Source organism: Streptomyces sp. NBC_01334, assembly GCF_035983595.1.
In the GTDB taxonomy this organism is placed as follows: domain Bacteria; phylum Actinomycetota; class Actinomycetes; order Streptomycetales; family Streptomycetaceae; genus Streptomyces; species Streptomyces coriariae.
This window is the reverse complement of the sequence record NZ_CP130718.1, coordinates 5,748,209-5,765,250: the sequence shown is the minus strand read 5'-3', so window position 1 is coordinate 5,765,250 and position 17,042 is coordinate 5,748,209. Positions and strand designations below refer to the sequence as shown.

Sequence of the window (17,042 nt, the reverse complement as noted above, 5' to 3'; positions counted from 1 at the left end):
AGGGGCGCTCGGCGTTACCTTCGTCCACGCATGCCTGAACGTGAGAAGGAGGGGCCCCGTGGCCGGGACGTCGAAGAGTGAAGGCCGGACAGGCCTGCTGAACGGCCTCGCGGCGTACGGGATGTGGGGGCTGGTCCCCCTCTTCTGGCCCCTGCTCAAGCCGGCCGGGGCGACCGAGATCCTCGCCCATCGCATGGTGTGGTCCCTGGCCTTCGTCGCCGTCGCGCTGCTCGTCGTGCGGCGTTGGGCGTGGGCCGGTGAGCTGCTGCGGCAGCCGCGCCGGCTCGGGCTCGTCGCGATCGCCGCGGCCGTCATCACCGTGAACTGGGGCGTCTACATCTGGGCCGTGAACAGCGGCCACGTCGTCGAGGCGTCCCTCGGCTACTTCATCAACCCGCTGGTCACCATCGCCATGGGTGTGCTGATCCTCAAGGAACGGCTGCGTCCCGTGCAGTGGGCGGCGGTCGGCGTCGGCTTCTCGGCGGTGCTGGTCCTGACCATCGGCTACGGCCGCCCGCCGTGGATCTCGCTCACCCTCGCCTTCTCCTTCGCCACCTACGGGCTGGTGAAGAAGAAGGTCAATCTCGGCGGGGTCGAGTCGCTGGCCGCCGAGACCGCCATCCAGTTCCTGCCCGCGCTGGGCTACCTGCTGTGGCTGTCCGCGCACGGCGGCCTCACCTTCGCGACCGAGGGCATCGGACACGCGGCCCTGCTCGCCTCCACCGGTCTCGTCACCGCGCTCCCCCTCGTCTGCTTCGGCGCGGCGGCGATCCGCGTGCCGCTGTCCACGCTGGGTCTGCTCCAGTACCTGGCGCCGGTCTTCCAGTTCCTGCTCGGCGTCCTCTACTTCGGCGAGGCCATGCCCCCCGAGCGCTGGGCCGGGTTCGCGCTGGTGTGGCTGGCGCTGGTGCTGCTCACCGGCGACGCGCTGCGCACCTCGCGCCGGGCGGCCCGCACGCTCGGCCCCGCGTTCACCGAGAGCAGGGCCGCGGCGCCTGGCGCGACCGACCCGGCCGGCGCGATCGGTGTGACCGCTGCGACCGGCGCGACCGGTGCCGTTCAGGAGGCGGAGAGCGTGGCCTCCGGCGTCTCCGGCACAGCCGGCGGTGCGGCCGTCGCCGCCGTGCCCGCCATCTCCGGCGTGCCCGGCGCCCCCGCACCGGAGGCGGGAGTCTCCCCCCTCACCAAGCCGTAGACCTCCGTCACCTCCGTCACCTCCGTCACTGCCGTCATCGCCGTTCGAAGGCATGGACGGCAGCGACGGGATCGGCGGGAGTCGACGGGATCGGAACGCGACGGTCCGGTTCGACCGCCCCGGCGGTGTCGCGGCGTGCGGGAGGCCGACCCGGTGCGGGCCTGCTAGAAGTGGCTGCATGACCGAGACATCTGGAGTACCCGAGGCCGGGCCCACGCCCGTGCACTGGAAGCTCGTCGTCGACGCAGCCGACCCGCACGCGCAGGCCGATTTCTGGGCCGGAGCGCTGCACTACGAGGTCGAGGACAACAGCGCGCTCATCGAGCGGCTGCTGGAGCTCGGCGCGCTGCCGGGGGCGGCGACCCTGGAGTTCCACGGCCGCCCGGCCTTCCGGGACCTGATCGCCGTACGCCACCCCGACGACCCGTTCGACGCCGACAGCGGGACCGGGCTCGGACGGCGGCTGCTGTTCCAGCGGGTCCCGGAGGCGAAGACCGTGAAGAACCGGCTCCATCTCGATCTGCATCCCGGTGCGGAGCTGCGCGCCGGAGAGGTCGAGCGGCTGACGGTGCTGGGGGCGAGCGTGCTGCGCGAGGTGAAGGAGCCGTCCGGGCAGTGGGTGGTCATGGCGGATCCGGAGGGCAACGAGTTCTGCGTGCACTGAGGGACCCCAGGGGCTTCGCTATGTGAACCCGTTGTCCGGATAGCGCTCTTGACGGAGTGTTGGCCTCGGCTTCACCATCCAGTCACCCCATTCACTGTGGATTACCTGTGGGCGTCCAGGTGCTCGACGGTCGCCCACGGGTGTCCCGCTGGAATTCGGAGCCCCCCACCATGAAGCTCCCCGTTTCCGGGCGGGCGACGGTCACCGCCGTCGTCGCAGCCGTCACCCTGCTCGCCACCGGATCCATAGCCGGGGCGGCACCCGCCCCCGAGCCCAGGGCGATCGCCGCCGCGCCCGACATCCCGGTGGCCAACGTCAAGGCCCACCTGACCCAGCTCCAGTCCATCGCCACCGCCAACGGCGGCAACCGTGCGCACGGCCGCACCGGCTACAAGGCGTCGCTCGACTTCGTGAAGGCCAAGCTGGACGCCGCCGGATACACCACCACCATCCAGCAGTTCACCTCCTCCGGCCGCACCGGCTACAACCTCGTCGCCGACTGGCCCGGCGGCGACACCGGCCAGGTGCTGATGGCCGGGTCCCATCTGGACTCCGTGACAGCGGGGGCCGGCATCAACGACAACGGCTCCGGCTCGGCGGCCGTCCTGGAGACGGCGCTCGCCGTGTCCAGAGCCGGCTACCACCCCACCAAGCACCTGCGGTTCGCCTGGTGGGGCGCGGAGGAGCTGGGCATGGTCGGGTCCCGGTACTACGTCAACAACCTCTCGTCGGCGAACCGGGCCCGCATCAGCGGCTACCTGAACTTCGACATGATCGGCTCACCGAACCCCGGCTACTTCGTCTACGACGACGACCCGGCCATCGAGAAGACCTTCAAGGACTACTTCACCGGCCTCGGCGTCCCGACGGAGATCGAGACCGAGGGCGACGGCCGCTCCGACCACGCCCCCTTCAAGAACGCGGGCGTACCGGTGGGCGGGCTGTTCAGCGGCGCCGACTACCTCAAGACGGCGGCGCAGGCGGCCAAGTGGGGCGGCACGGCCGGGCGGGCCTTCGACCGCTGCTACCACTCCTCCTGCGACACCACGGCCAACATCAACGACACGGCCCTGGACCGCAACTCGGACGCGCTGGCGTACGCGGTCTGGGCCCTGTCCTCCTGATCGACCGGGTGGCCGCTACGCGCCCGACTTCCGGGCGCGTTCGGCCAGCCGGAGCATGCGCGCGCGGGCCGACTCCAGTTCCTCGACGTCGTCCGCGGCCGGGCCCTCCTCGGTGGTGAGCTCCGTCCACAGGCCGAGGAGTTCGGTCCCCAGGTTCAGTCCCTGCAAGGGGTCGCGTACGGCACGCCAGGCCGTCGCCGCGCTCTGCACGTTGCCGTACGCGGCCTCCGGGTCCCGGGTCCCGCGGTGGATGCGGGCCAGGTCGAGGGATGTGTGGAAGGAGCGCAGCGGGTCGCCTGCCAAGTAGGCGATGTATGCGGTGAGTTCGCGCAGCCGGAGCACCTCGGGGTGCTCGGGTCCCAGCGTTGCGGACGCCTCCAGCACGGTCCGCTCGGCGAGTGCGGCCGCCGTGTCCGTACGGCCCGCCCGCACGGCCTCGTTGATCCGCGCGAGCGGTTCCGCGAGGAGGGCCGGGGTGCCGCCGTCGCCGTGGAGGGTACGGGGGTCGTCCCCGAGCACCGCCTCCGCGACGGCGTCGAAGCCCCGGGCGGGCGTGGGCTTGGGGCCGGGGTCCGGGTCGAGCGCCGAGTCGGAGATGAGGTCGTCGGGGAGGAACGGGGTGGGCGTGGAGCCGGACTTGGCGGCGGGCGTGGGGGCGGAGGCGGGCGTCGGGAGCGGCAGCGGGATCGGGGCCGAGGTGGGAACCGGGGTCAGGGTCGAGGTGGGGACCGCGTCCTGGGTCGGCTGCGCGTCCATCGTCGGAGGCGGGCCGAACACGCCCGTCGGGGCGGTGACCGTACCGGGAGCCGGGGTGTCCCCCGCCGCGTATCCGGATGCCGGCGCCGGTGCCGACCGGGCTTCCCTCTCCGCTTCCTGCTCGGGCACCGCGCGCAACGGGAACGTCGGGGCCGCGTCCCGCACCGGTTCGGACACCGGGCGCAGGAAATGCGTGGGCTTGTCGCGTCGCGGCCGAGCGGGCTGTTCGTCCTCGACGGGCACCGGCGTGTCGGCGGGCTCGGGGCCTGCGGCGGGCACCGGCGTGTCGGCCGGCACGGAGACCACGGCGGGCGCAGACGGGTCGGCCGAGGCAGCGACCTGCGCGGGCATGCCGGCCGGGGCAGGCGCGGCGGCCGGGGCAGGCGCGGGCGGGCCGACCGGGGCGGCCGTGGCGGTGGGCTCGGGCGTGCCGGTGGGCGCGGTGCTCCGCGTGTCCGGTGCTGCCTCCCCCCGTGCCGCCGCCGACGGGGTCGCGGCCGCGGGCGTCCGCAGGGGATCTGCCGTGAAGTGGCTGGAACCGTCCGGGTCCACGCGCAGGGCGACGACGTAACCGATGCGTTCGTCGTGGACCGTGGCGAGGACCGGGTGTCCGGTGGCGAGGGCGATGCGGTGGAGATGGCTCAGGACGGCGCGCTGGATCTCCTCGCCGTCGGCCGCCACGACCGGGACACCGCCTATCGTCGCCGTCCCGCCCCCGCGGACATGGACATCGAGCGGGGCCACCACGACGGCCGTGGGGCCGGCGTACTTCTGTTCCCGCTTCTTCTCGCGGCTGAGTCGAGACATCGGTTCCTCACTCGGATGCGTCGTCACGATCCGGTCGTCCAGGCACGTGTACGTGGACACGTACTGTTGAGTCTCTCCGAGCGCTCCCGGTCCACGCGTCACCGCGACGTCACAGCCTCGTTCCAGGAACCCACGCCCCGCTCCCGGGGCAGCTCCGGGACCACCATGATCAGGGGCGCCCCGGGGGACGGCGACGACTGGGAGGAACACGGGTCATGGGGACGACGGACGGGCAGCGGGGGCCGGAGATCTGGATCCGCGGGCCGGTGGCCGCACCGGATCCGGTACCGATGCCGTACGCCTCCACCGCCGCGCCCCGACGCTTCTCCTGGGTCTGCACGCACGGCGGGGCCGGCGGCTCCACGCTCGCCGCGGTCTACGGCGGCCACGACTGCGGACGCGCGTGGCCCGGCGCCGGGGATCCCCCGTCCGTGTTGCTGGTCGCCCGCACCCACGCGGCCGGGCTGGACTCCGTCCTGCGGACCCTGGAGGTCTTCCGGCGCGGCGAGGCTCCGCGAGGGCTCGACCTGGACGCGGTGGTGCTCGTCGCGGACGCGCCCGGCCGGCTGCCGCGGCCGCTCGTCCAGCGGGTGAAGGTGATCGAGTCGGTCGTCGACGTGTACCGCGTCCCGTGGGTGACGAACTGGCGCCTCGGCGAACTGGGCGGGCCCCCGCCACGCGAGACGGAATCCCTGTCCCGGCTCACCGGGGCACACTGACCAGGCGCGGAGGGCGGGGTGGGGTCCGGGCCCGTGGCGTGGCCGCCGGTCGTGGAGATCGCCGCGGCCGTGCGGGCGGGGCGGCTGTCGGCCGTGGACGTGACCGGCGAGGCGCTCGCGCGGATCGCGCGGATCGACCGCTCGCTGTGTGCCTTCGCCGAGGTGTGGGAGGAACGGGCGCGGTCGTGGGCGTGTGAGGTCGACGCCCGGGTCGCCGCGGGCGAGCGGCTGCCGCTGGCCGGGGTGCCGATCGGCGTGAAGGGGCGTCACGGGCTGCGTGCGGCGGGCCCGCTGGTCGCCGCCGGATGCGTGCCGGTGGGGGCCACGGCCGTACCGGGGCCCGGCACCCCCTGGCAGACCTGGGGCCTCGGCGCCCACGGCCGGACCCTCAATCCCTGGCGCGCCGACCGCACGCCGGGCGGCTCCTCGGCCGGGTCCGCGGCGGCGGTGGCCGCCGGCCTGGTCCCACTGGCGACCGGCAGCGACGGCGCGGGCTCGGTGCGGATCCCGGCCGCTTGGTGTGGCGTGATCGGCCTGAAGACCACGAACCGCCGGCCGCCCGGGGAGGGATCGGCATCGGCCGCCCGGGGCGTACCGGACTGGCGGCGCCCGGCGTACTCGTACACCACGCGGCGGACGCCGAGGCGTACTGGCAGGTCATGGCACCGAGGGCGGGGGCGGGGCCCGTCCCCTCACCGGGTCGTGGCGCGCCGGTCGCCGTCTTCTCCGCCGACCTCGGCTTCGCCGACCCCGACCCGGAGCCGCTCGCCCTGGCCCGTGCCGCCGCCGGACGCCTCGCCGAGGCGGGTGTCGTACGGCTGCTGCCGTCCTCCGACGCGCCTCTGCGGCTGGCGGACCCCGCGCCGGCCTGGCTCGCGCTGCGCACCCCGGGCTCCGCCCCCCGCACGGCCGAACGCGTCCGGAACCTCAACGACCGTCTGCTGGCCGACCTCTTCTCCCGCGCCGACCTGCTGCTGACCCCGACGACGCCGAACGCCGCGCACGGTCACGAGGGCCCGGGCGACCGGTACTCGACCGCGCTCACCTGGGCGTTCAACCTGAGCGGGCATCCGGCGATCAGCATCCCGGCGGGGGTCGGCGCGGACGGCTGTCCCGTGGGCCTGCAGTTGGTCGCGGCACACGGCGGCGAGACGGCACTCCTGGCAGCCGCCCGAGCCGCTCAAGCCGCCCACGCCGTCTGAGCCGCCCACGCTGCCCACGCCTCGACGTGCCACCCGACCTGGCCGTGGCCCTCGCCGCGCCCTCCGCCTCCGATGAACGCCCGCGCTAATACTTGCGCACACATATAATGCAGGTGCAGACTATCGTCGTACGCCGACTACCTGGGGGATTGATCATGACCCGCCGCAGTTTCCTGTTCGTGCTGGGCAGCAGTCGTCCGGACGGCAACACCGAATTGCTGGCCCGCGCGGCCGCCGAGCAGTTGCCCTCCGACGTCGAGCAGACGTGGATCAGCCTGGCCCGTCACCCGCTGCCCGACTTCGAGGACCAGCGCCACGACAGCGACCACGTCCGCCCCACCGAGGGCAACACGGCGCTGCTGCTCGACGCCACGCTCGCCGCGACGGACATCGTGATCGCGTCCCCGCTGTACTGGTACTCGGTCTCCGGCCAGACCAAGCGCTACCTGGACCACTGGTCGGGCTGGCTGCGCACCCCCGGCCTCGACTTCAAGGCGACGCTCGCCGGACGCACCCTCTGGGGCGTCACCGCGCTCGCCGACGACCAGCCCGTGGTCGCCGATCCGCTCGTCGGGACGCTCAACAACTCGGCCGCGTACATGGGGATGTCCTTCGGCGGGGTGCTGCTCGGCAACGGCAGCAAGCCCGGTGACGTCCTCAAGGACACGGAGGCGCTGACTCGCGCGAAGACCTTCTTCGCGGGAGAGGCGCCGGCGGCGCGCTTCCTGTGGGAAACCCGCTGAGACCTGCGCCCGATGCCTACGCCGTGAGGCCTGCGCCCTGAGGCCTGTCCCGTGCCGCCTAGGCCGTGATGTCCCTCGTCGTGAAGCGTGCCCAGGCCGCCGAGCCGAAGACGGCCGCGTACAGGGCCTGGAGGCCGAGGTTCTTCTCCAGGTCGTCCCAGTAGACCGGCTCGCGCATCAGGTCGGCGAAGGACAGCCAGTGGTGTGAGAAGAAGTACGGCTGCAGGGCGTGCAGTTGGGGGATCTGGTCGAGGATCTGGACCGTGATCAGCAGGCCCACCGTCGTCGCCATCGCCGCGATGCCGCTGCTGGTGAGGGTGGAGACGAACAGTCCGAGCGCCGCCACGCCGGTCAGGGAGGCGGCAACGACCAGGGCGATCAGCAGCGCCCGCAGCAGCCCGTCGCCGAAGCCGATCCGGGTGCCGGAGATCGTCGTCAGGTCGCCCAGCGGGAAGAGCAGCGCCCCGACCGTCAGCGCCGAGGCCGCGACCACCAGCGTGGCCACCAGGCAGAAGATCATGACGGTCGCGTACTTGGCGAGCAGCAGGCGGGTGCGGCCGGCCGGGGCGACCAGCAGATAGCGGAGCGTGCCCGCGTTCGCCTCGCCGGCGATCGAGTCGCCCGCGATGACCCCGATCGCCATCGGCAGGAAGAACGGCAGGGTCACGGCCAGCGCGGTGAAGACCAGGAACAGCCCGTTGTTGGTCACCTGGGAGATGAAGGCCGGACCCTCGCCACCGCCCCCTCCCCCGCCGGACGAGCCGTCGCTCGTCTCGATCTTCACGGCGATCCCGACCAGCACCGGCACGGCCGCCAGCACGCCCAGCAGCGCGAGGGTGCGCCAGCGCCGGAAGGTGGTCAGCAGTTCGCTGCGGAGCAGCCCGAAGGTCCAGGTCCAGTTCACCGTCCGCGCCGATGTCGATGCCTGCGGCGATGCCGGTCCCGGTGCCTGCGGCGATGCCGGTTCCGGCGTCCGGTTCCGGTCGTCCAGCGTGTCAGCCCGCGACATCGAATCCCTCCCCCGTGAGAGCCACGAACGCGTCCTCCAGGGAGGCCCGCTCGACGGCGAAGCCGCGGACGCGGACGCCCGCCGACACCAGCGCGGCGTTCAGGTCGGCGAGATCCCGCTCCGGGGGCGGGGCCTCGGCGCTCACCCGGTCCTCGCCGAGGACGACATCGTCCGCCCCCTGCTCCTTCAGCACCCGGGCCGCGTCCGCCGGGTCCGGCGTCGTCACGACCAGTCGGCCGCGTGTCCCCGCGGCGAGGTCGGCCACCGGGCCCTGGACGAGCAGCCGGCCCTGCGCCATCACCGCCGCGTGCGTGCACACCTGCTCGATCTCGTCGAGCAGGTGCGAGGAGAGGAAGACGGTCGTGCCCTCCGCGGCCAGCTCCCGGATCAGCGAGCGGATCTCCCGCATGCCCTGCGGATCCAGGCCGTTGGTCGGCTCGTCGAGGACGAGCAGCCGACGGGGCTGGAGCAGGGCGGCGGCGAGGCCCAGACGCTGCTTCATACCGAGGGAGTACGCCTTCGCCTTCTTGCCGGCGGCGGCCGTCAGGCCCACCCGCTCCAGCGTCGCCGAGACCCGCGCACGCCGGGTGTGCGGATCGGCGGTCGGGTCGGCGGCGTCGTAGCGGAGCAGGTTGTCGCGGCCGGAGAGGAAGCCGTAGAGAGCGGGACCCTCGATGAGGGTCCCGACGTGGGGCAGTACGGCCCGCGCGGCCCGCGGCATGGGCTGCCCCAGGACACGGGCCGAGCCGGCCGTGGGCTCGATGAGTCCCATCAGCATGCGGATGGTGGTGGTCTTGCCGGAGCCGTTGGGGCCGAGGAAGCCGAAGACGCTGCCCGCCGGGACGGTCAGGTCGAGGCCGTCCACGGCGAGCTGTCCGCCGCGATAGCGCTTGGTGAGGCCGCGGGTGTGGATGACGGCGCCGTCGTCCACAGGCACCCGTACGGACTCCGGCACGGGCTCCCGTACGGACTCCGGCAGGGACTCGCGCATGGACTCCGGCACGGACTCCCCCATCGGCTTTCCCCTCCGGCTCTCCCGGCCTCCGGGTGTCCGGAGGCCGGCCTCTGTCCTACGTCACCCGCGCCGCCACTTCATCACTTCACCACTCGACCACTCCGCATGCTTCGGCCGCTCGGCCTACTTCGCCGCGTTCGCCGCCTTCACCAGCGTGTCCTTGGTCACCGCGCCGACGTAGACCTTGCCGTCGTCCGTCATCAGGGCGTTGATCAGGCGGGTGGAGAAGACGGTGCCGGAGCCGAACTTGCCGGTCACCTTGTCGCCGAACGAGCCGAGGAAGCCGCCGAGGTCGCCGCCGGCCTCCGCACCCGAGGGCATTCCTTCGCCACCGGTGTCGAAGACGGCGACGGACGTCCAGCCCTCGCCGAGGACATTGAGTCCGTCGAGGCCGTCGAGGCCGTCCGCGCCTTCGACGCCTTCGAGGTCCTTCGCGAGGTCGTCGGACTTGCCCGAGTGCCCGGGGGCGCTCTCCCCGACCTCGTCGCCCTCGGTGACCTTCGCGCCCTTGGGAGCGGTGAAGTCGAAGGTGGACGCGGCGGGCTTGGCGAAGCTGACCTGGGTGAAGCCCGCGTCCACAACAGCGGCGCCACCGCTCGCCGGGGTCAGCGTGAACTTCAGCGGCAGGCCCGTCTTCGCGTCCACGGCCACACTGATCGCGCCCACCGTGGAACCGGACTGCTTCGGCTTGACCAGCAGCTTGTAGGCGTCACGGCCGGCGACCTGGACGGTGCCGTCGACGGTCACGGAGGTCGTGTCGTCGACCGCCTTCAGGGCGTCCTCGGTGAGTTCCTTGGGCGTGGTGGGGACCGGGTTCTCCGCCTTGCCGGAGCCCTTGCCCGCGCCCTCGCCTGAGCTCTCGTCCGCGGTCGAGTGGTAGACCTCGTTGGAGGCGCTGTCGTACCCCCACACGTCCTTGCCGTTGTGGATGACGCTGTACTCGGCGGCGTTCTCCAGCAGCGAGAGCTTCTGCCGGTCCGGGCCGTCGGCGGCGACGCGCAGGGTGTGCGTGCCGGCGGCGAGCTCGGTGAGCTTGGTGGACGGGTCGGCGGACGAGCCGTCGCCGCCCTGGGTGGCCCCCGAGAGGAGCCCGCTCTCCAGTCCGCCGAGGTCGGGCAGCCCGAGATCGGTGCTGATCTTCACCGTCCCGGACAGCTGCTGCACGTCCGAAGCGGCGATCTTGTCGAGGAGCTGCTGTGCGGTGATCTTCGGCAGGTCGGGGTCGCCGGAGTCGGCGAGCGCCGGGACCAGCCCGATCGTCGCCGCCGCCACACCGATCACGGTGACCGGGACGATGTACCGTGCGGCCTTGCGCCGTCCGAGGCGCAGGTCGTCGGCTTCCGCGCCGGTCGACTCCCCGCCGGTCGTGGTGTCGTCGGATGCCTTCGGTGCCATGTGTGCCTTACCTCCGTCGTCGGCGGCGGCTGGTCATCTCGCGCCTGAACGTCCCCACCCCAAGCCGCCATTCTCACCCGAATCGGTGAGGAGTGGTGTTTTCCGTGGTTCCCATCTGACCAAATCGGCCATGAGGAAGCGTCAACCCGAGGGCTCAACTCCACATACGCCTGCGGTATGACACGAAGGTGACGAGGCGGCATCCGACCCGTAGGGGTCCCCCGGGGTCAGCCCGCCCGGTGGACCACTGCGTCGCAGAGTTCCATCAGCGCCGCCTTCGCGTCGCACTCCCGCAACGGCGCCAGCGCGGACCGCGCTTCCTTCGCGTACCGCACGGTGTCCCGGCGGGCCTGCTCCAGCGCCGGGTGGGCGCGGAGCGCCTGAAGCGCCTCGGTGTGCCGGGCGTCGTCGGTCAGGTCGGAGTCCAACAGCTCGCACAGGGCGATGTCCTCGGGCAGCGACAGCCGCGCCGCCCGCTCCCGCAGCCGCAGCACGGGCAGTGTGGGAACGCCCTCGCGCAGGTCCGTCCCCGGCGTCTTGCCCGACTCGTGCGAGTCGGAGGCGATGTCCAGGACGTCGTCCGCCAGCTGGAAGGCGACGCCGAGCCGCTCGCCGTACTGCGTGAGCACGTCGACGACCGTCTCGTCGGCGCCGGACATCATCGCCCCGAAGCGGCAGGCCACGGCCACCAGCGAGCCGGTCTTGCCACCGAGCACGTCGAGGTAGTGGTCGACCGGGTCCCGCCCGTCCGTCGGCCCCGCGGTCTCCAGGATCTGCCCGGTGACCAGCCGCTCGAACGCCTCCGCCTGCACCCGCACCGCCTCGGGCCCGAGGTCGGCCAGGATGTGGGAGGCACGCGCGAAGAGGAAGTCACCCGTGAGGACGGCGACGGAGTTCCCCCAGCGGGTGTTCGCGCTGGACACCCCGCGCCGCACGGCCGCCTCGTCCATCACGTCGTCGTGGTACAGCGTGGCCAGGTGGGTCAGCTCCACCACGACGGCCGAGGGCACCACGCCCGGCGCGTACGGGTCACCGAACTGCGACGCGAGCACCACGAGCAGCGGCCGGAACCGCTTCCCTCCCGCGCGCACGAGATGCTGGGCGGCCTCCGTGATGAACGGGACCGCACTCTTGGTGGCCTCGAGCAAGCCTTCCTCGACAGCCGCCAATCCGGCCTGGACATCGGCTTCCAGAGCCTGGTCCCGCACGCTCAGCCCGAACGGCCCGACGACGGTCACGAGGGGTCTCCTGTCTGCTGGTGTCTACTGGCGATTACGCGGTTTGTCGATAGGTCTCTGCCATCACTCAAGTCAGCGTATCCGGTCACGTTTCGATCACCGATAGCCCCCACGTCCCGCGGGCTCGAATGGACTCGCCCGGGAGGCCCCCGCAGGCCAGGCGGCATCGGATCACGCCCGATATGGTTTCGATCAGCTCATATGAGCGGACATGAAGAGAGTTTCCGGGAACCGGAGATTCATGTCCCGGACCGGGACTCCCGTCGGCCCGGCGGGCCCGCCGGACCCCTCTTCACGTGACGACGATCACGCATTCTCTTCCCTCTCCCCCCGCGACGCGTCGGGCGCGAAGGAAGGCAATTCCCCTCCGCTCCCCTACGCCACCCATTGCCGATGCTTTAACAATGAGTTGGGCCTAATGCCCGATTCGCCACTCTTGTGAACGCTGGTGAGTTGGCTCACTCCCCACGGAGATCCGGTCCGGGTTCACCGTTCACCGATTCCCCGCACCCCTCAAGCAAGTTGAAGGTTTGCACCCACAAAGGATCAAGCACCCCATAGGTCACAGACCAAGGTCAATAGGGGTGATCTGTGAATCCGGTACTTGTTTCGGACATGTGCTCTCGCATACGTTCCCGGCCTGTCGGGCGGAACGCCGAATCCTGCCGCCGCCCGAACACCCATCGATAACGCTCGGCAGGAGCGGGGGAACCAGGTAAGTCGCCGGAACGGCATTAAGGACGTCTTGGATATGCAAGACGTTTCGGACATGTCGTACGGCTTGGGGTAAAGCCGCGACCGTCAGGGCGCGACCGGGCAGCTCCCGCCCGAACCCGACAGCTCACCTCGCAGGCGCCGGAGAGGAAATTCGACATGCCCGCTGCCGCTCAGCCGCGCCGCAACCGTTTCATCCGCACGCTCGCCGTCGCCGCCACCGGCGCGGCCGTGCTCGCTCTCCCCGTCCTCGGGGCGACCACCGCCTCCGCGGCGACCCCGGCCGTCTCCACGGCCACCAGCCTCGGCTACGCCAACAACCTCGACGGCTGGATCCGCGCCTCCCTCCAGGTCATGGGGCAGCACGGCATCCCGGGGACGTACAACGGCATCTACCGCAACGTCATCCGCGAGTCCTCCGGCAACCCCAACGCCATCAACCTCTGGGACTCCAACGCGGCCGCGGGCATCCCGTCCAAGGGACTGCTCCAGGTCATCGACCCGACGTTCCGCGCCTACCACGTGAACGGCACGTCGTGGGACTCGTACGACCCGGTCGCGAACATCACCGCCGCCTGCAACTACGCGGCCGCGCGCTACGGCTCGATCGACAACGTGTTCGGCGCGTACTGACCGTCCCGCCGGCCGGTCACCGGTGTCGGCCGCCGATGTCGGCCACCGGTGGCCGGTAGCCGGTAGCCGGTAGCCGGTAGCCGGTTACGGAAACAGACGTTCGAGGACGACGGCCACGCCGTCGTCCTCGTTCGACGTCGTCACCTCGTCGGCGACCGCCTTGAGCTCCGGATGCGCGTTGGCCATGGCGACGCCCCGGGCCGCCCAGTCGAACATCGGGATGTCGTTGGGCATGTCCCCGAAGGCGACGGTGTCCTCGGGCCGCAGCCCCAGGTGTTCGGCGGCCAGGGCCAGGCCCGTCGCCTTGGTGACCCCGCAGGGCTGGAGTTCGACGGTGCCCGGCCCCGACATGGTGACCGTGGCCAGCGAGCCGACCACCGAGCGGGCCGTCGACGCCAACTCGTCGTCGGACAGCGTGGGATGGCGCAGCAGTACCTTGCTGATCGGCTCGCACCACAGGTCGTCGCGCCGACCGACGCGCAGGGCGGGCAGCGTCGGGTGCGGCATCCGGTAGCCCGGCTCGATGAGCGTCAGCCCGTCGACACCGTCCTGGTCGACGGCCGCGTACAGCTGCCCGACCTCCGCCTCGATCTTGCCGAGCGCGGTCTCGGCCAGCTCCCGGTCCAGGGTGACCGACCACAGCAGACGGTCCGCGCCGGCGTCGTACAACTGCGCGCCCTGCCCGCACACCGCGAGCCCCCTGCTGTGCAGCCGGTCGAGCAGCGGGCGCACCCGGGGCGCGGGCCGTCCCGTCACCACCAGGTGGCGTGCGCCGGCGGCCGCCACCCGCGCGAGCGCGTCGAGCGACCGGTCGGAGAAGGTGTCGTCGCCGCGGAGCAGCGTCCCGTCCAGGTCGGTGGCGATGAGGGAGTACGCGGTGCGCGCGGCATATGCGGTGGGTGCGGCCATGATCAGAGAATACGGATCCCAGGCCCCACGGGTTCGACGCGAACCGGCCGACGTCCAAGTCCTGTCCGGTTCTGCCAACTCCCCTTGTACGCCTGGCTCAAGCCTGGCTGCCGACCGACTCAATGAAACGGCTTTCTGGCACATCGCCGGGTAGCGGACGGTTAAAGGCCTCTGCACCGATTGGCAACAACATAAGACGCTACCTACCGCGATGCCCAGGTGGACCGGTACCGTCCAGGTGTCCAGGGGGGACTTGATCGGGGGGTCAGGTTGAGCAGTGGGCGCATTCGTGTGCTGAGGCCGCAGGACCTCGGCGAGGGGGAGAGGGAGCGGTGGCGCGCGCTGCGTGCCGCGTCGACGCTGCCGCGAAACCCCTTCATGGAACCGGAGTTCACCGACGCCGTGGGCCTGGTACGGCCACGCTCGCGGGTGGCGGTGGTGTATGAGGGGCGTGAGCCGGTCGGCTTCCTGCCCCACGAGCGGGGCCGGCTCGGACAGGGCCAGGCCCTCGCGTACGGCGTCTCGGACGCGCAGGGCGCGGTGCTGGCCCCGGGTCTCGGGCTGAACGCCGACGAACTGATGCGGGCGTGCGGCCTGTCGAGCTTCGGCTTCGACAACCTGGAGGCGGAGCAAGGGCTGTTCGTCCCGCATGCGGCCGAGGAGTACGCCTCCTATGTCATCGACGTCGAAAAGGGTTACGAGACCTATGAGTCCGTGCTGCGCGCCCAGTCGCCGAAGTTCCTGAAGACGACGCTGGCCAAGGAGCGCAGGCTCGGCCGCCAGGTCGGGGAGGTGCGGTTCGTGTTCGACGAGCGCGATCCGGCCGCGTTGCGCACGCTCATGGCGTGGAAGTCCGCGCAGTACCGCAGGACCGGCCGCCGGGACCGGTTCGCACAGCAGTGGATCACCCGGCTCGTGGACGTGCTCTCCGAGACCCGCGCGCCGGAGTGCTCCGGCACGCTCTCCGTCCTCTACGCCGGCGACCAGCCGATCGCCGCGCACTTCGGACTGCGTTCGTCGACCGTCCTGGCCTGTTGGTTCCCCGCGTACGAACCGGAGTTGGCGAAGTTCTCGCCGGGCCTGGTGCTGCATCTGCGGATGGCCGAGTCGGCCGCCGTCGAGGGCATCGGGCTGCTCGACCTGGGGCGGGGCGCGGCCGAGTACAAGGACTCGCTGAAGACCGGGGAGCTTCCCGTGTACGAGGGAGCGTGGTCGCGTCCGGGGGTGGGCGCCGCGCTCTACTGGCTCAGCCGTGAGCCGTCCCGCCGGGCGCATCACTTCGTGCGCGGCCGGCCGAGGCTCGCCGCGGCGGCCGCACGGACATTGAAGGGCGCGGGCCGACTGCGCCGACCGTGACGGGCGGCACCGGCCGACCGGTGTGACGGGTGTGACGGGCGTGAGACAAGGGGGGTTCATGTACCGCGCTGCACGTGCACAGCAGGAGATACAGAGGTTCCTGGACATCGAGCCGGTGCAGGTCGCCGAGCTGGAACTGGACGACGGGGGTGCCCTCAGACCGGGACCGGGAAGTCCGCCCGTCACGCACGGTGAGGTGTTCGTGCTGGTCAGAAGGGGCGGGCGGCCGATCGGAACGCTGCTCGGGTCGGTACCGGAGGGAGCGGACCCGAAGACCGTCCTCATGGACCTGGCCACGCGCGAGCAGGCCCCCGGGCCGCCTTCGGCGGGACCCGCGGAAGGGGCCGCCCCGGTCACCACGGCCCAGGCCGTCGTGGCCCGGTCCGTCATGGCCTCGGCCGAGACCGCTCCGGCCGCCGCCGTCCCGACCGCCATGGCCCCGACCGCCACACCCTCGGCCTCCGCCGTCCCGGCGGTCACGGCCCCGACCGACACCACCGCCCCGGCCGCCGTCGTCCCGACCGCCACAGCCCAGGCCTCCACCGCCCCGGCCGCCGCCGTCCCGTTCACCACCGTCGTCGTCGCCACCCGTGAGCGCGCCGAGAAGCTCGCGTACGCCCTCGACTCGCTGCTCGCCCAGGATCATCCGGACTTCGAGATCGTCGTCGTCGACAACGCGCCCGTGACGGACGCGACCCGGGACCTGGTCGAACGCAAGTACGCCGAACGCGTGCGGTACGTCACCGAACCGGCGCCCGGTCTCGCCGTCGCGCACAACAAAGGCGTCGAGACCGCCCACGGCGAGGTGATCGCGTTCACCGACGACGACGTCGTGGCGGACCCGCGCTGGCTCACGGAACTCACCGCGCCCTTCACCGCCGACCCGGGCCTCGGCTGCGCCACCGGCCTGATCCTGCCGGCCCGGCTGCGGACCCCCGCCCAGGTCCTCCTGGAGAGCCACGGCGGCTTCGCCAAGGGCTTCACGGCCCGCACGTACGACCCACAGGACCCGCCCGCCGACGAGCCGCTGTTCCCCTTCACCGCGGGCCGCTTCGGCTCCGGCGCCAACATGGCCTTCCGTACGGAGGTGCTGCGGGCGGCCGGCGGCTTCGACCCGGCGACCGGAGCGGGGACGCTCGCGCGGGGCGGCGACGACCTCTACGGGTTCGTCCGGGTTCTCGCCGGGGGCCATCGGCTCCACTACACCCCGCTGGCCCTGGTCTGGCACCACCACCGGGAGACCTGGCGGGACCTGGAGACCCAGGCGTACGGCTACGGCGCCGGCCTCACCGCCTACCTCACGGCGATCCTCGTCAACCGGCCCGGCCTGCTGCCCGCGTTCCTGGCCCGGCTGCCCCGGGGGCTCGCCCACGCGCGGACGCTGACGGCGAGCCGGGAGGCTGAACCCGCGGCGGACGGCGCGCCCGGCGGTCACGACGCCCGGACCCACGCCTGGCCCGCCCGGCTCTCCCGGCTCCAGCGGCGCGGCATGCTCTACGGGCCGGTGGGCTATCTGCGGGCCCGGCGCGCGCTGCGAGGTGCTGCGCGATGACGGCGTCCGCA

Annotated in this window: 14 protein-coding genes, 1 pseudogene and 1 riboswitch; of the genes and pseudogenes, 9 read left to right on the top strand and 6 right to left on the bottom strand. The window is 72.2% G+C overall.

The features are described 5' to 3' along the window. Nucleotides 1-58: 58 nt before the first annotated feature. The 3 genes from rarD to OG736_RS25890 all read left to right on the top strand — a co-directional run bounded on the left by rarD (nt 59) and on the right by OG736_RS25890 (nt 2,983). Nucleotides 59-1,195, top strand: a complete 1,137-nt coding sequence (gene rarD / locus OG736_RS25900; protein WP_327184562.1) for an EamA family transporter RarD — start codon at nt 59-61, stop codon at nt 1,193-1,195. A gap of 178 nt (nt 1,196-1,373) precedes the next feature. After that, nucleotides 1,374-1,859 (top strand): VOC family protein, encoded by a 486-nt coding sequence (locus OG736_RS25895; protein WP_327184561.1) that lies wholly within the window; start codon nt 1,374-1,376, stop codon nt 1,857-1,859. A 170-nt stretch (nt 1,860-2,029) separates the two neighbouring features. After that, nucleotides 2,030-2,983 carry a M28 family metallopeptidase gene (locus OG736_RS25890; protein WP_327184560.1) on the top strand — a complete coding sequence of 318 codons (954 nt, stop codon included), beginning with the start codon at nt 2,030-2,032 and terminating at the stop codon, nt 2,981-2,983. Nucleotides 2,984-2,998: 15 nt separating this feature from the next. Here the strand turns inward: OG736_RS25890 and OG736_RS25885 are convergent, their stop codons facing one another. Continuing rightward, entirely contained in the window at nt 2,999-4,546 is a 1,548-nt protein-coding gene (locus tag OG736_RS25885) for a tetratricopeptide repeat protein (protein ID WP_327184559.1), read from the bottom strand. Nucleotides 4,547-4,761: 215 nt separating this feature from the next. Here OG736_RS25885 and OG736_RS25880 point away from each other — a divergent pair, with 215 nt between their 5' ends. The 3 genes and pseudogenes from OG736_RS25880 to OG736_RS25870 all read left to right on the top strand — a co-directional run bounded on the left by OG736_RS25880 (nt 4,762) and on the right by OG736_RS25870 (nt 7,210). After that, nucleotides 4,762-5,265, top strand: coding sequence for a hypothetical protein (locus tag OG736_RS25880; RefSeq protein WP_327184558.1), 504 nt, complete (start codon nt 4,762-4,764; stop codon nt 5,263-5,265). A gap of 18 nt (nt 5,266-5,283) precedes the next feature. Further along, nucleotides 5,284-6,467, top strand: a pseudogene (locus OG736_RS25875) (amidase family protein). A gap of 155 nt (nt 6,468-6,622) precedes the next feature. Continuing rightward, the gene (locus tag OG736_RS25870) at nt 6,623-7,210 is read left to right on the top strand and encodes a flavodoxin family protein (protein ID WP_327184557.1); all 588 of its coding nucleotides are present in this window, start codon (nt 6,623-6,625) and stop codon (nt 7,208-7,210) included. Between the two features lie 58 nt (nt 7,211-7,268). Here the strand turns inward: OG736_RS25870 and OG736_RS25865 are convergent, their stop codons facing one another. The 4 genes from OG736_RS25865 to OG736_RS25850 all read right to left on the bottom strand — a co-directional run bounded on the left by OG736_RS25865 (nt 7,269) and on the right by OG736_RS25850 (nt 11,867). After that, a complete protein-coding gene (locus OG736_RS25865; protein WP_327184556.1) occupies nt 7,269-8,219 on the bottom strand; it encodes an ABC transporter permease in 951 nt (316 codons plus the stop codon). Continuing rightward, the gene (locus tag OG736_RS25860; protein WP_327184555.1) at nt 8,206-9,234 is read right to left on the bottom strand and encodes an ABC transporter ATP-binding protein; all 1,029 of its coding nucleotides are present in this window, start codon (nt 9,232-9,234) and stop codon (nt 8,206-8,208) included. Before OG736_RS25860 ends, OG736_RS25865 begins: the two co-directional genes overlap by 14 nt. Nucleotides 9,235-9,357: 123 nt before the next feature. Continuing rightward, the gene (locus OG736_RS25855) at nt 9,358-10,629 is read right to left on the bottom strand and encodes a LolA family protein (protein WP_327184554.1); all 1,272 of its coding nucleotides are present in this window, start codon (nt 10,627-10,629) and stop codon (nt 9,358-9,360) included. Nucleotides 10,630-10,856: 227 nt separating this feature from the next. Further along, nucleotides 10,857-11,867 (bottom strand): polyprenyl synthetase family protein, encoded by a 1,011-nt coding sequence (locus OG736_RS25850; protein WP_020130169.1) that lies wholly within the window; start codon nt 11,865-11,867, stop codon nt 10,857-10,859. A 647-nt stretch (nt 11,868-12,514) separates the two neighbouring features. Then, a riboswitch (cyclic di-AMP (ydaO/yuaA leader) is annotated at nt 12,515-12,737 on the top strand. A gap of 3 nt (nt 12,738-12,740) precedes the next feature. On the opposite strand from OG736_RS25850, the gene OG736_RS25845 reads away from it, so the two are divergent. Beyond that, nucleotides 12,741-13,214 carry a transglycosylase SLT domain-containing protein gene (locus tag OG736_RS25845; RefSeq protein WP_020130168.1) on the top strand — a complete coding sequence of 158 codons (474 nt, stop codon included), beginning with the start codon at nt 12,741-12,743 and terminating at the stop codon, nt 13,212-13,214. Nucleotides 13,215-13,298: 84 nt separating this feature from the next. Here the strand turns inward: OG736_RS25845 and OG736_RS25840 are convergent, their stop codons facing one another. Next, on the bottom strand, nt 13,299-14,123 hold the full coding sequence (locus tag OG736_RS25840; RefSeq protein ID WP_327184552.1) for an HAD family hydrolase: 825 nt from the start codon (nt 14,121-14,123) through the stop codon (nt 13,299-13,301). 291 nt (nt 14,124-14,414) lie between these two features. Here OG736_RS25840 and OG736_RS25835 point away from each other — a divergent pair, with 291 nt between their 5' ends. Together OG736_RS25835 and OG736_RS25830 are read left to right on the top strand one after the other, a co-directional pair. Next, nucleotides 14,415-15,479, top strand: a complete 1,065-nt coding sequence (locus tag OG736_RS25835) for a GNAT family N-acetyltransferase (protein WP_327184551.1) — start codon at nt 14,415-14,417, stop codon at nt 15,477-15,479. Nucleotides 15,480-15,537: 58 nt separating this feature from the next. Further along, nucleotides 15,538-17,031, top strand: coding sequence for a glycosyltransferase family 2 protein (locus OG736_RS25830; RefSeq protein WP_327184550.1), 1,494 nt, complete (start codon nt 15,538-15,540; stop codon nt 17,029-17,031). The last annotated feature ends 11 nt before the right edge of the window (nt 17,032-17,042 follow it).

Excerpts from the sequence above, each read along its gene's own strand:
- OG736_RS25830 (WP_327184550.1), top strand. The coding sequence starts at position 15,538 with ATGTACCGCGCTGCACGTGCACAGCAGGAGATACAGAGGTTCCTGGAC.
- OG736_RS25885 (WP_327184559.1), bottom strand. The coding sequence starts at position 4,546 with ATGTCTCGACTCAGCCGCGAGAAGAAGCGGGAACAGAAGTACGCCGGC.
- OG736_RS25840 (WP_327184552.1), bottom strand. The coding sequence starts at position 14,123 with ATGGCCGCACCCACCGCATATGCCGCGCGCACCGCGTACTCCCTCATC.
- OG736_RS25895 (WP_327184561.1), top strand. The coding sequence starts at position 1,374 with ATGACCGAGACATCTGGAGTACCCGAGGCCGGGCCCACGCCCGTGCAC.
- OG736_RS25870 (WP_327184557.1), top strand. The coding sequence starts at position 6,623 with ATGACCCGCCGCAGTTTCCTGTTCGTGCTGGGCAGCAGTCGTCCGGAC.
- OG736_RS25855 (WP_327184554.1), bottom strand. The coding sequence starts at position 10,629 with ATGGCACCGAAGGCATCCGACGACACCACGACCGGCGGGGAGTCGACC.
- OG736_RS25845 (WP_020130168.1), top strand. The coding sequence starts at position 12,741 with ATGCCCGCTGCCGCTCAGCCGCGCCGCAACCGTTTCATCCGCACGCTC.
- OG736_RS25865 (WP_327184556.1), bottom strand. The coding sequence starts at position 8,219 with ATGTCGCGGGCTGACACGCTGGACGACCGGAACCGGACGCCGGAACCG.
- OG736_RS25860 (WP_327184555.1), bottom strand. The coding sequence starts at position 9,234 with ATGGGGGAGTCCGTGCCGGAGTCCATGCGCGAGTCCCTGCCGGAGTCC.
- OG736_RS25880 (WP_327184558.1), top strand. The coding sequence starts at position 4,762 with ATGGGGACGACGGACGGGCAGCGGGGGCCGGAGATCTGGATCCGCGGG.
- OG736_RS25890 (WP_327184560.1), top strand. The coding sequence starts at position 2,030 with ATGAAGCTCCCCGTTTCCGGGCGGGCGACGGTCACCGCCGTCGTCGCA.